Source organism: Hanstruepera sp. CR43 (assembly GCF_055227665.1).
Genome location: NZ_CP200078.1, coordinates 2906812 through 2921066, shown reverse-complemented (window position 1 = coordinate 2921066; position 14255 = coordinate 2906812). Strand labels below are relative to the sequence as shown.

The 14255-nt window shown below is 34.4% G+C and carries 11 protein-coding genes; 6 read left to right on the top strand and 5 right to left on the bottom strand.

The window, feature by feature from the left end:
• Positions 1–3 precede the first annotated feature (3 nt).
• From mltG to dapF, 3 genes are read right to left on the bottom strand one after another with little or no spacing between them, the layout of a single operon-like run.
• Positions 4–1047 carry an endolytic transglycosylase MltG gene (gene mltG, locus ACKXGU_RS13370; RefSeq protein ID WP_463465772.1) on the bottom strand — a complete coding sequence of 348 codons (1044 nt, stop codon included), beginning with the start codon at positions 1045–1047 and terminating at the stop codon, positions 4–6.
• 4 nt (positions 1048–1051) lie between these two features.
• Complete coding sequence (locus ACKXGU_RS13365; RefSeq protein WP_463465771.1) at positions 1052–1573, bottom strand: GNAT family N-acetyltransferase; 522 nt, start codon at positions 1571–1573, stop codon at positions 1052–1054.
• Complete coding sequence (dapF, locus tag ACKXGU_RS13360) at positions 1567–2346, bottom strand: diaminopimelate epimerase (protein ID WP_463465770.1); 780 nt, start codon at positions 2344–2346, stop codon at positions 1567–1569. Before dapF ends, ACKXGU_RS13365 begins: the two co-directional genes overlap by 7 nt.
• A 148-nt stretch (positions 2347–2494) precedes the next feature.
• Between dapF and ACKXGU_RS13355 the strand changes: the two genes are divergently transcribed.
• The 6 genes from ACKXGU_RS13355 (at position 2495) to rplS (ending at position 8303) form a co-directional block, all read left to right on the top strand.
• On the top strand, positions 2495–3907 hold the full coding sequence (locus tag ACKXGU_RS13355) for a trypsin-like peptidase domain-containing protein (protein ID WP_463465769.1): 1413 nt from the start codon (positions 2495–2497) through the stop codon (positions 3905–3907).
• 142 nt (positions 3908–4049) lie between these two features.
• Complete coding sequence (locus ACKXGU_RS13350) at positions 4050–5498, top strand: glyceraldehyde-3-phosphate dehydrogenase (RefSeq protein WP_463465768.1); 1449 nt, start codon at positions 4050–4052, stop codon at positions 5496–5498.
• A 134-nt stretch (positions 5499–5632) separates the two neighbouring features.
• Positions 5633–6262: a tRNA (guanine-N1)-methyltransferase gene (locus tag ACKXGU_RS13345; protein WP_463465767.1), complete on the top strand. Its 630-nt coding sequence runs from the start codon at positions 5633–5635 to the stop codon at positions 6260–6262.
• A gap of 136 nt (positions 6263–6398) precedes the next feature.
• Positions 6399–7085, top strand: coding sequence for a hypothetical protein (locus ACKXGU_RS13340; RefSeq protein ID WP_463465766.1), 687 nt, complete (start codon positions 6399–6401; stop codon positions 7083–7085).
• A gap of 37 nt (positions 7086–7122) precedes the next feature.
• Positions 7123–7800 carry a tRNA (guanosine(37)-N1)-methyltransferase TrmD gene (gene trmD, locus ACKXGU_RS13335; RefSeq protein WP_463465765.1) on the top strand — a complete coding sequence of 226 codons (678 nt, stop codon included), beginning with the start codon at positions 7123–7125 and terminating at the stop codon, positions 7798–7800.
• A gap of 149 nt (positions 7801–7949) precedes the next feature.
• Positions 7950–8303 (top strand): 50S ribosomal protein L19, encoded by a 354-nt coding sequence (gene rplS, locus ACKXGU_RS13330; protein WP_103052626.1) that lies wholly within the window; start codon positions 7950–7952, stop codon positions 8301–8303.
• Between the two features lie 679 nt (positions 8304–8982).
• Here rplS and ACKXGU_RS13325 read toward each other — a convergent pair.
• Positions 8983–12732 carry a glycosyltransferase family 2 protein gene (locus ACKXGU_RS13325; protein WP_463465764.1) on the bottom strand — a complete coding sequence of 1250 codons (3750 nt, stop codon included), beginning with the start codon at positions 12730–12732 and terminating at the stop codon, positions 8983–8985.
• On the bottom strand, positions 12725–14080 hold the full coding sequence (locus ACKXGU_RS13320) for a glycoside hydrolase family 2 TIM barrel-domain containing protein (protein WP_463465763.1): 1356 nt from the start codon (positions 14078–14080) through the stop codon (positions 12725–12727). Before ACKXGU_RS13320 ends, ACKXGU_RS13325 begins: the two co-directional genes overlap by 8 nt.
• Positions 14081–14255 lie beyond the last annotated feature (175 nt).

Below are 14255 nucleotides of genomic sequence, written 5' to 3'. Positions count from 1 at the left end.
ATATTAATTATAAATGCCTTGTGATGATAAATAACGTTGATACTCACGTGCATTGGCATTATGCTGACTTAATGTTTTAGCAAACTTATGATAGCCGATACGTTGTGCATCAGCAGCAAAATACAGGTAAGTATGCTTTTCATGGTTTAAAACAGCATTAATAGCAGAAATATCAGGCATCGTGATTAATCCTGGTGGCAATCCCACATATTTATAAGTGTTATACGGTGATTCTATTTCCTTATGCTTGTTAAGGACTCTTTTAATAACTGTGTTTTGATATTCTGGTAATTGATAAGCAGCAAACTTCAGTGTAGGGTCTGCCTGTAATGGAATACCAGCTCGTAATCTGTTTATATATACGCCAGCCACGCGCGGTTGTTCTTCCTTCTTTTTGGATTCCTCATAAACAATTGAAGCCAAAGTCATAACGTCATTTTGAGTCATGTTTAAAGATTTAGCTTGAGATTTTTTTTCTTCAGACCAAAATCGATTGTATTCAGTTAGCATGCGCTCCCGAAACTGATCCGCAGATGTATTCCATTTAAATTCATAACTGTTCGGCAGGTACATTCCCAAAGCCGTTACATTGGAAAAGCCATTTTCAGCCAAAAAAGCCTCATCTTTCATGGCTTGAATTAAAGACAGACTATCAGCTTCTATTTGCGAACCAATTCGACCCGCCAAATTCTCTAAAGATTCCTGATTATTAAAGGTTACGGTTATCGGTAAATTATTTATCCTAATGGAATTAATAATATCATTATTATTCATATTCTTTTTTATCGCATAACGACCTGCTTTTACGTTTGTCGTGTATTGCTTACGTTCAGCTAGAGCATCAAATCCATTAATATCTTTTAGTAATGGTATAAGTTGCTCGCGAACCTCATCATAATTGGCGTTAGTAGGAATATAAATATAGGCTTCTTCATTATTGAAAGCTGTATTGGGCTCAAACATCGCACTATACACATAGTAGGCAAAATAGGCCGCTACTGCCAACCCAATCAATGCTATAGCCCAAAGTATTTTTTTGATATACATTTACTTAATTAATTAGTTGTAATACATATTCGTTCTTAAATGTCCTGCCATCAAAATTCCAATCTTGCTTCAATCCAACCTCGACAAATCCCTGTCCCTTAAATAATTGAAGACTGGCTTCGTTTTCCTCTGAAATGTTACAAAAAAGTTGATGTAATTGTAGCTGTTGAAAACTATAATCAATCAATAATTTTAAAGCTTCCTTTCCATGTCCTTGATAGCGATTACTTTCTGACTTAATTAAAATACCCACACCAGCACGTTTATTTTTAAAGTCAAAATCAAATAAATCAATGAGTCCCAGAGTTTGATTGTTGTAATCTGAAATAACCAATCGCAACTGCTTCACTTCATAAATATCTTTGTGGGCATTTTCGAGATATTGTTTTATTAAATATCTGGAGTACGGTGTTTGCGTGTTGCTTAATTCCCATAGATTTTCATCATTCTCTATTTCATAGATAAACTCCAGGTCTTCTGGCTCTAATGCCCTTAAAAAAATATGTTCTCCCTTGAGCGTTACCATGAAATCTCCCCTTTAAAAACCATGACGACTGGTCCTTGTAACCAAATATCAACATAGCTGTCGCCACTTTGCTTGAAGGACACCTTTAAATCACCTCCAGGTGTATGCAAGGTAACATCATTTGTTGTTGTCTCTCCAATGGCATGCATGGCTAAAGCCACAGCTGTAACACCAGTACCACAGGATAATGTTTCGTCTTCGACACCGCGCTCATAGGTTCTGACTGAAAAATTGTCATTAGACCGCTTACTCACAAAATTCACATTACTACCAGCTTCAAAATATGGCGCACCATATCTAATTTTTGAACCCAATGACTTAATATTTAATTCTGGAAGATTATCATTCATTTCTACATGATGTGGCGAACCTGTATTCAAAAAGACATGATTTTCATGTTTTTCAATATTATTGACATCCTGCATATGCAAACGAACGATTCCATTCTCAATAACCGCCTGATGCTCTCCATCTATGGCCAGAAAAGATGTCTGTTTATCAATCAGACCTAAAAAATTGGCAAAGGCTACAATGCATCTACCGCCATTTCCACACATAGAGCTTTCGTTACCATCAGAGTTAAAGTACACCATCTTAAAATCCAAAGTATCATGGTTTTCAAGTAAAATAAGACCATCGGCTCCAATGCCAAAACGTCTGTCACATAAATGCTTAATCCGTTTGGTATCATTTTTGTCGAAAATCAACTGCCGATTGTCAATGATTACAAAGTCATTTCCGGTACCTTGATATTTATAAAATGTCAGTGTCATAATGCAAGGCAAATATATGAATATTATCACGTTTTAAACCTTGTTAAATAGGCGTTAATTCTGACGTTAAAAAAAGTTAAATATCAAATTATGTTTCAATAAAAAATTAATTTTAATCGTTATTCATTTAATTAAAACAATTTAAAACATGAAAAAGATTGCAACTTTAGTATTTGTTTCGGTATTAGGTGGATTTATTAGTTTATCCGCCTACAAATTATTTGTTGAAAACAACACTGAAAACACGATTACTCACAGTGAGGAACAACCTAATTTCATACCAACCAGTTACACGCATACAAACTTAAACAATGTAAATGCCCTTCCTGGGTTTGTGGATGCTGCAGACAAGTCTATCCACGCTGTAGTCCATGTTAAAAACACGGCTATTGTATCAAGCCCAACTACTTTAGAGGACTTCTTTTATGGCAGACGTTCACAGCGTCCTCAAATAGGTACTGGAAGCGGTGTCATTATTGACAAAAACGGCTATATCATAACCAATAATCACGTGATTGATGGCGCCCGAGAAATATCAATTACTACAAATGACAATAAGATTTATGATGCCAAACTTATTGGTACAGATCCTAAAACCGATATAGCGCTTCTAAAAATAGAAGCAGATGAGGATTTACCATACATTGTATTTGGTGATTCAGACCAAGCCAAGATTGGCGAGTGGGTTCTGGCTGTTGGAAATCCTTTTAATCTGACCTCAACCGTAACGGCAGGAATCATTAGTGCGAAATCCCGTGATCTTTCAGGTCAAAATTACCAATCGTTTATCCAAACCGATGCCGCTGTAAACCCTGGTAACTCGGGTGGTGCTTTAGTAAATGAAAATGGCGAATTAGTAGGTATCAATACAGCTATTACCTCTCAAACAGGATCCTACATAGGTTACTCTTTTGCTGTACCCAGTAATATTGCCAGAAAAGTCATAGAGGATATCATGGAATTTGGCGATGTACAAAATGGCATTTTAGGGGTTTCAGGATTGAGCCTTAATGGAGAGTCATCTGAAAAATTGGAATTGGATTACACCGAAGGTTTCTACGTCAGTTCGGTTGAAGAAAAGTCGGGCGCTCAAAATGCTGGAATTGAAAAAGGCGATATCATTACGCAAATTGATAATGTGAAGATTTCCAAGTTTGCCGATTTAACAGGATATCTCAATACCAAAAGACCAGGCGATGTTGTACAAGTATCTTTCATCCGAAACGGTAATACCAATATATTACCTGTCAAACTTTCCAATAGCGAAATTATGACCTTGGAATTTATGGATATTCAGGTAAAAAACATGTCACAGGATATTAAGGATGAATACAATATTGACCATGGAGTCATGGTGACCAAGAATGACAACTACTGGTTGTACCAAAAAATCGGTCTGAATAAAGGCTATATTATTACCGACATCAACGATGTAACTATTAATAGTGTCGAAGACATTTCTAAATTAAAAAATAAATACGGTAGCGACTTTAGTGATAACATTGAAAAGTTAGGTATCATTAACAGACGTGGTCAAAAACAGAGTTTTATTTTCAGGTAAGAAGTAGGTACAGAAATATCAAAATCCCTTTAACAACTTTTAACGTTAAAGGGATTTTTTATTTTAAAAAATTGTAAACGAAAACGTTTGAAATGTGTTACTTTTGCAAAAAATTTAAAACAACACACTAAAATTTTAAACAATGAGTTTTAACGAAACTTATGAAAGCGAATTAGCATTTCAAGCAGACCGTAGACGTGCAACTGTTGAATTTATCAAAATTGTAAGCGATTTATGGTACGACAAGTCCATTGAATTGGTACTTTTTAGAAATCAGTTAATTGATAGAAATGTCAGCGAAATATTAAACTTACACGAGTATGCCTGTGAGTTTGTTCAAAAACCGATTTCTATTTTCGATTCTGTAGAAATTGCACAAGCCATCAAAACATTGGATTTACCACCTGCCAAATTAGACATTGGTAAATTAACGTATGAGTATCATTTAGAGGAGAAAAAATTCAGCAACGCGTTAGCATTTGTAGCTGATAAACTCAATGGTGCCAAATCAGAAAAAGCTATTCAGCCAAAAGATGTGGTGTTGTATGGATTTGGTAGAATTGGTCGTTTGGTAGCAAGAGAACTTATGACCAAAACTGGTAAGGGAAGCCAATTGCGTTTACGTGCTATTGTGACCAGAGGTGACATCAATGAAACAGTTTTGGAAAAACGTGCATCGTTACTACGTAATGATTCTGTTCACGGAGATTTTTCTGGGACTGTAGTAGCTGATATTAAAAATAAAGCATTAATCATCAATGGTACAACAGTTAACATTATTTCTGCCAATAATCCTGAAGAGATCGATTATACAGCCTATGGCATCAACAATGCTTTGGTAATTGATAATACTGGTGCCTTTAGAGATAAAGAGGCTTTATCAAGACATTTAACATCCAAAGGTGCGGACAAGGTTTTATTAACGGCTCCTGGAAAAGGCGTTCCTAATATTGTACATGGTGTCAACCAAAAAGATCACAATCCAGACTCTGTTGATATATTCTCGGCAGCATCTTGTACAACTAATGCTATTACACCAGTTCTTAAAGCAATTGAAGATTCATTTGGTGTAAAAAGTGGTCATTTAGAAACCATTCATGCCTACACCAATGACCAAAATTTAGTAGATAATTTCCATAAAAAATACCGTCGTGGTCGTGCTGCAGCACTAAACATGGTTATTACTGAAACAGGTGCTGGAAGTGCTGTTGCCAAAGCTTTACCTGAATTAGAAGGTAAGTTAACCTCAAATGCCATTCGTGTGCCTGTTCCAAACGGATCTTTGGCTATATTGAATTTGGAATTGGAAAAAGAAACCTCATTGGATGGTATCAATACCATTCTTAAAAAATATGCCTTGGAAGGTGATTTGGTTGAGCAAATTAAATACGAATTGAGTGATGAGTTAGTATCCAGCGATATTGTTGGTAGCTCGGCTCCTGCTATTTATGATAGTAAAGCAACCATTGTACGTGAAGATGGAAAAAATGCTATTTTATATATTTGGTATGATAATGAGTATGGCTATAGCCATCAGGTTATTAGACTGGCTAAATACATTGCCAAAGTAAGACGTTACACCTATTATTAGTAGGAAAGTAATCCAAATTAATAATACGTCCGTATATAAAAAAAGCCTCACCCAGTGAGGCTTTTTAATATATCTGTTTTTAACTAAACATATTTTCTTATTTTCGTAACACAACAAAACTTAACAAAAACCAAATGAAGACGTTAAACTTTCTAGCCATTGCACTTTTTATGCTATGTGGTTTCCAAACACTACAAGCCCAAACCGAAACCAATGACGAAGACGACGGACTATCTTTAGACAACAGTACCATTAACAACCAGTTTGAATATGTACTGAAAAAGTCTGGAAACTTTAGAGGCACCAATGGTCAAATGTATGAAGCCGTAAACCGTAATATGTTGGAGACCTTACAGGCGCATACCAACGATTCGCTAAAAACCTTACGTAAGGATTTGGCTGACACCCAAACCATTGTCAATACACAAGCAAAGGAAATAACCGATTTAAAAGCCAACCTGACCAATACACAGGAAAATCTGGATGCTACCAATAAAGAAAAGAACAATATGGCACTTTTTGGTATGCAAATGAGCAAGTCCAGTTATAATGTATTGATGTGGTCTATTATTGCAGCGTTGCTGGCTTTATTATTGTTGTTTATTTATAAGTTTAAAAATAGTAATGCGGTAACCAAGGAAGCTAAAAAGAATTTGGCCGAAATTGAAGAAGAGTTTGACGAACACCGACGTACCGCTTTAGAGCGAGAACAAAAAGTAAGACGTCAATTACAAGATGAATTAAACAAGCAAAAAGGCAGTTAATACTTAACTCCCTTAAAATCATACTAAAATCTGTAAGCAATTGTTTACAGATTTTTTTTGTTTTAAAGTTAAAATCAACGAACTTCGTTTGCTCCTGATATTAATAAATATTATTTCAATTAGTAATAAACAATTGATGAAACAGCTTATATTATTAGTAATAACATTTTCGACATTTCTATCTTATTCACAAAAGCACTATAAGTTTGATTATTTAATTCAATTGAATTACACGATTTACAAAGATTCATTAATTGAGAAGACTTTTTCGAGATATTACTTTACAAACTCTAAAAGCAATAATTACTTAGCAGAAATTACTGAAATAGATAGCCTTAATTATAATATGATTTTTAAAGATGAAAATGGATTGAATTTTAATGTCAATTTCTTGAAATCTGATTTAAATAAAGCTGAATTTATAAATGTTGATTGCATTTATGTCCATAAACGCAAAAATCCTTTTAAACATTTAATAAATGACTATGACTTCATCAATCTAAACGATACAATAATTGATGGTACTGGATATTTGCGATATGAGTTAACCTCTATTAAACCTAAAAGAAAAAAAAGAAAGAAACTGGGATACGAAACCTATATTATTTATCCAAACACGGATTTTCATTTACCAATTTTTATTTATTCTACCCCTTATGAAGAATGGAAAAGCAAAAGAAATATTCCTAACGGAATATTTAAAGAAAGACTGCTATTCGATTATTACGGAAAACTTAAGGTGAAGGAAGAGGTTATTCAATATCAGAAGATGAATAAAACAATTGTCATTGACAAAGAATGTGATTACGTGCAAAATGAATAAAAACGTTTCAAGTATATTTGCAGTCTAAAGCAAGACTATGCGTATTGATATCATTACCGTTTTACCTGAATTACTTAATAGTCCATTTGAAGCGTCTATTTTAAAACGTGCCATTGAGGCTAACTTGGTAGAGGTGCATTTTCATAATCTTCGGGATTATACTACAGACAATTATAAATCGGTGGATGACTACCAGTTTGGTGGTGGCGCTGGCATGGTTATGATGATTGAGCCCATAGATAAATGCATTTCGGGTTTAAAAGCCGAACGTGATTATGATGAAATCATCTATATGACACCAGATGGTGAAACCCTGAATCAAGGTATCGCCAATCAAATCTCGTTAAAGGAAAATATCATTATCCTGTGCGGTCATTACAAAGGTGTTGACCAACGTGTGCGTGATCATTTTATAACCCGTGAAATTTCTATTGGCGATTATGTATTGTCTGGAGGCGAATTGGGAGCAGCTGTGTTGTGCGATGCGGTTATTAGATTGATACCAGGCGTATTAGGAAATGAGACCTCTGCCCTAACCGATTCGTTTCAAGACAATTTATTGGCACCACCCATTTATACCAGACCGCGTAGCTACAAAGGCTGGGACGTACCTGAAGTCTTGTTTAGTGGTAACTTCCCAAAAATTGAAAAATGGCGTGAAGATCAAGCTTACGAACGTACCAAAAGCAGACGTCCCGATTTGTTAGATGAGTAAAATGAATAAATCTTTTTAAAGAAACCAAAAAAGATAAAATTAATAATTGCTAATTATTATTTATTCACTATTTTTGCACCCAATTTCGGGTTAACCTCTGGCGAGAATCGTGAATGTTGTTTCGAATCAATACTATTAAATTTAAAGATATGGAATCTTTAGTAAAATTTGTACAAGACGAGTTTGTAACAAGAAAAGACTTCCCAGAGTTTAGTGCTGGTGATACTATTACGGTTTATTACGAAATTAGAGAAGGTGATAAAGTACGTACACAGTTTTTTAGAGGCGTTGTAATCCAACGAAGAGGCACAGGTGCTTCCGAGACCTTTACTATTAGAAAAATGTCTGGAACTGTAGGCGTTGAGCGTATATTCCCAGTAAACATGCCAGCTTTGCAAAAAGTTGAAGTGAACAAACGTGGTAGCGTTCGTAGAGCACGTATTTACTACTTCAGAGGCTTGACTGGTAAGAAAGCAAGAATTAAAGAAAGCATGAAACGTTAATAATTAGTTGATAACGTTGGAAAGCCCTGTTTTTACAGGGCTTTTTTTATTAACAAAAGTTAATAACTCCGGTTTATAATTGGTTGATATCTAATACCTTAAAAAATTTGGAATTTTAAAATGTCATCCTATATTAGCAAAACGATTGAGGGACAACTTCGGTTGGTGTTAGTTTGAAAATAACTGCTTAACTCTGTAAATCGTATAAAGTAACGTTCTTTATAATAATTGTTTTTTGAGGTTTTTGAAACGGTATGTGTAAGCATATTTAGTGAAGAAGCCAAGAAGCTTTAAAAGTGTTGCATGCTTCGGCAGGCAGAAACTGGAAAGTGGAAAGCTATGACAGGCAGTAGAATCGAAAGTGATAGCTGTGTAATAGTAGCAATGTATTGGATGGTGTAAGTCATGAAAATGGATTACGGCAGACGATAGATCAAGAAAAGCAATTAAACAGAAACATTTTTAACAACAGGTCAATACATTTTGAAAGTTGTAATATTAAAAATGTTTTTTTGAAACCAAGTAACTTGAATTGAAAAGTGGGAAAGTAATTTCACACGAGAGAGCAGCAATGTTTTCTAGATCACGCCAAAGGTTTCGAAGAAAGCCATGTCAACAGCGGATTAAGTTCTAAAGTGATATGGCTTTTGTTTTTTATAAGATTGCCTTATTATTCTGATTATTTCAAAATATATGGCGTATTTAAAGGTGTTATGTAATTTCTGGTGACTTCTCCTTTTGTGACTGAAAGTTCCAAATTATATGTCCCGTAATTTTCAGGGATTTTTAAAGTCAAAACAGGGCCTTCACCAACTTTTTGAGCACTGATATAGTTGCCATATCCATTGAGCTTGATCAATGACCATTGCACATCCAATCCATCGTTTTTATCCGCAAATTGCCAACTAAGGGTTGTATCCAATATCATGGCATGATATTCTTCAGGATAGCCTTCCACAATCCTTCTCAATGGTTTTATAATTTTTATTTTAAACGTTTCTGATTCTGTTTCGTCTTCGAGCAGGAGTTTTTTTAATTTAAAATAGTCAGCTTTTTTCAATCCATTTCTATCAATTAAACCATCAAAAGACAAATAGTTTATTGCAAACTGATCTTGCCATTCTAGCAAATAAAATGGTATATCTTTTTCAATTAGCTTTAATTCTTCCAAGGACTTTAAGTTGACAACACTAAACTGATATGGTAAATTTTCTTGGTTCAAATAATGTTCTATTTCACCAATAAATGCCACCTGATTGGCAATTAAACCAAAAATGATGTTGTCATGAATCGATCTTGAAATCATTTTGATGTGCTCCTTGGTATACTGATTAACTTCAATATCCATAACGATGGGCCTTGCATCCAATTCCCTAATTTGTCCACAAAGATTATCCAGCCAACTTAAGTATGCATTTTTTTGATAAAAAATCTCGGGTTTATTAAAATACGCTTCTTGATATGAAAGCACGTCATTTTGGATATGCCAAGACATAATATGCTCCTCACTCTTATAAGTCTCAATGGTTTTTAAAATTTGTTCCGTTAACTTTTGAAGACCTGTAGTATCCTTTTCAAAATCAAATTTTGAAGGTATTTCAAATCCAAAATCCATTTTTAAACCATATTCTTTGGCCAAATTGATAACATTATAGTTGTATATGGGATTGTTTTCAAACTTAATGGTATTTATTCCTGCTGATTTCATTTTTTCAAAGTCAATAACAAGATTTTCCCTATTTAAAATATGAAAATCTTCACGCCATTTTTTTCCTTTAACCAAATTGACTCCCTTTATATTTTTAAAAACATTTTTTGATTCAGATGTATTTGGGACTTGATTGTCAGCATCAGGCAAATCCTCAAAAACATAGCTAGGCACATCATTGATTTTGAAGTTACTACGGAAAGGTTTCATTGGATTTAATGACCAGTTTAAATAATCATCGTTTTCAAATTCTGCTGGGTAATTATCGTCTACATGGCTACTGAAATAAACAACAGCATCAATTTCCTTGAACTTATTGGTCATGGATTTAAAAGCTTTTTCAAACCATTTTTGTTGATATACACTATCATTTAAAGTGCCCAATTCAGCAATGATTACAGGCTTATTGGCTATTTCAAGCCATTCATTCCGAAATGGCCCATACAATTCAGAAAACTCATAATAATCCTTACTACCAAAAGTTGCATAATTTAATATGTTAACACCAAACCAATCAACATAATCATTTCCTGGAAAATACGTTTTGATGTTTTGAGCTTTCCATGGATTCCACACCCAAATAACATTGTCAGCGCCATTTTTACTAAAAATAGCATGTACATGTTTCCAGGCGTTTTTAAAAACTAAATGGGCATTCTCCCTATCATCGTACCATGGATAAAACGGATTGTCAAATTCATGGGAAAATCTTAAAAAAACAGGCCTATTAATTTTTTTTAGTTTGATGGCAAACTTCTCGAGAAAATTATCTAGTTCTCCAGATAAAATCAAATCATTGACATGTGGTATACTATCTTGTTCAAACTCAAAAGTATTTAACCATGGCTCCCATGTAATTAATGGAATGGCCTTATTTTGATAGGTGGAATCCAATAAACTCCAATCAAACCCACTATCAATGTTCTTATCCCATGGGATGTAATAGGATATAATGTCAAACTTTTGGTCTAATCGGTCCGAAATAGATCGAACTTGATCAAAATGTGTAATACCATCATCTTTTTCGGGAGCAAAAACACCCAGGTATTTAATATTTTCCTCTTGGTTCGTTTGGTTGCTCAATCCGAATAGTTTTGATTTTTCGTCATTAGCGAGAAAAAAAATGGAGCCAGCTAAAGTTATCATTACAATAGGTAATGCCGCTTTGTTGGATAAGTCGAATAATTTAAAGGAAAGCCATTTTGAAAGCGATGCTCTTTTAACTAATTTTTCTTCAGACCGTTTTTGGCTATCGTCATAAGCAAATTTTACGGTGTAAAACAAAATACAGGCATTCCAAAATGCAAACAGCGCCATGACTATTGAAAATGGCGTAAAGTCCCTCAATAGACCAAACACAATGGAAACTATACATAGTAAGCCAATTATTAAATTAGGTAAGACAATGGCTAAACCAGGAGCGTTTTTATCGTTCTTTAAAGTAGGTAGGTATGGTACCTTTTTTCTGAAAATAGTGAACAAAACACCATTAATATAAACCCACCAGGTACATTGCAAAAGTAGGCCGCCCAGGATATGAAAGCCTCTTTCACTTTCTCTTACTAACCATTTTTGGGAATAAAACCTGATAATGATTAAGCACACCAAAATAGGTAATGCTATGGCACCAAAATTAATGACATTGCCTTTCCATGGTGTCGTTGAAAACAACAATGAAATAATGGGTATCAAAAAACTGATCATAAAAAAGAAACCTGCCAAATAATGAAACGGTAAAATACCATAGTGCAGTTTTTGTCTTAAGGTGAATGATTTAGCCAATCTTGGGTAAGCCGTGAACAGCAAATCAAAAGTTCCTCTAGACCATTTTAGCTGTTGCTTATAATATGCAGACAATGTTTTGGGAGCCAAACCTGCTGAAAGTGCTTTGGGAAGATAAATCGATTTCCAACCCTTGGCATGCAACTTCATAGCCGTGTGCATATCCTCCGATAAGCCTGCAGCATGACCGTCTATGGAGTCCAATGCCTCTCTCCTAAAAACACAATTGGCCCCAATAGCATTTACGGTTCCATAAGTATTCATGCTCATCATAACTGGTCCGTAAAACTGAAAGGTTTGTTCAGCAGCGGCTTGAGCAACTCTGGATTCATCAACGTTATAATAAGATTGAACTGTTTGAACAAAGCCAACAGTATCATCTTCAAAATAAGGAATCACTTCATCCAAAAAATTTGGTTCAGGAATGTGGTCTGGATCCAGTATCAAGCAAATTTCACCTTTTGCAATTTTCAAGGCATTGTTAATATTTCCCGCTTTGGCATCAGTTCGATCATTTCTAGTGACATGAATAATATGGTGCTTTTCACAAAATGATTTCAACCATGGATTATCATCTTCATCGCATAAATAAGTAGTATGCGGATAGTTTATTTTTTGAATCGCTTGCAAGGTGTTGATGACCATGTCTTCCGGTTCACCATCACAAAAGGTTGTAAAGACGTCTACCGAATAATTCCGAGAATTTTCAGGTCTCTTTGGAACCGTGATGTTCCAGTAATGATACCATATATAGATTAGTCTAAAAACATCAAAGATAATTAGGGCCAGTAACATACCATATAACAATGGATTGGCTATAAGATCATCTTTAAAAAACCAATAAAAAAAGTTACCCACACTCACTAAACCGAGTAGAATGAGCGCCCTCATAACCCGTTTTTCTGCTTTGGCGGGAGCTTTTACCTTGATTTTATTCATTCTGGTTTAGAATATAAAATGGCATATTAGCCGTTGCGAAGTTACCATGGGTGTCATATACATATACAAATACTCTATATGCTCCCTCCTCTTCAGGCATTTTCATCGTGACTTTACTTGTGTTCAATTCTTGAGTTAGAAACACAGATTCATTCAATTTGTTGTTTAATTTCCATTCTTTTTTTTCCCATCCGTTCTCATATATTTCCCAATTGTATGTTATTCCTTGACTTATCTTGTCATTTATGAAAATTTCAGACTCAATAATATCATTTGATTTAAAGACACTATTTTCAATACTTTTTCCATCCAATGTCATTCTTTCTAATTCAGGAAGTAATACCTGATTTGATGACGAATCACTCCAGGCCTTGGCCAAACTATAATAGGCTTGGGATTTCTTACCTGTTTCATCAAAAATATTAAACCATGTAGGCGTACCTTCCAGCTTATGTCCCCAATAAAAAACCAAACTCCCTAAACATTGTTGATCCAAAGGCCTAATATAGGAATCATAAGTATCACCGTAAATTTCACCTTTTTCAGTACTGGACGATTCCATAATAGCCATCCATTTATTTTTTTTGGCCTCCCATGGACCATCAATCCCCCATTCAGCAAAAAAATAAGGAATATCTAATAGTGACGACGCATAAATGAGTCCTCTTCTGTTAAAATTAACCTGTTTGATATTACTAAAAGAATTGTACCCTATTAAATCTATTTGAGGCGAATTTCTATTTATGCTCAAGGTTCGTCTTAATGGTGGACCAGCCAAGCAAGTACTTACAGGATGATTAGGATCTTCCTGGTGAATAAGATCAACTAGCTCATTATAAGCTTCAATAAATTTATAACCACTGGTTTCTGGTCCAGATGGTAACGGATAGTTTAATTCATTTCCTAAATTCCAAAATAAAAGAGATGGATGATTTTTATGTTTGTTTACCAAAGCCTTGATTTTGGTTTTGGTTGTTTCTAGAAATGCACTGTCAAGATATATATTGTTGTTCTTTCTAAATTTTGGAAGATGTATACCCGCTATTACAGCAATGTCATACTTTTGAGCTTCATCCAAAATTTCTTGAAGTTGGAGAGTGTCATACAGCCTGATAGTGTTACCTCCTGCTTCAGACAGCTCCCTGATATAATATTTACCACTGGCTCCCTTGATATAAAAAGGTTTTCCATTTCTAATGATTTGGAAATTGTTACCCGTTTTTTTTATAAAGACTGCTCTTTTTGAATCATAAGCATGCTCTCCATAAAGATTAAAACAAACAATTAAACCAAACACAAGTAAACAGAATCCCGGAAAATAAAAATAGAAATTTGTGCTCTTCAACATTTACAATTTTGCCAATCAAACAATTAGCGGATGAAATATAAATATAATCAAACATATCTAACAAAAAATAATGACATAAATTGTGATGAAGGCAGCATTTGAAAAAAATTTAATTAGCTCAAAAGTTTTAAAACTTTTGTTTCCGCTTTAGGTTATGTATCTTCACTCTTTGTTA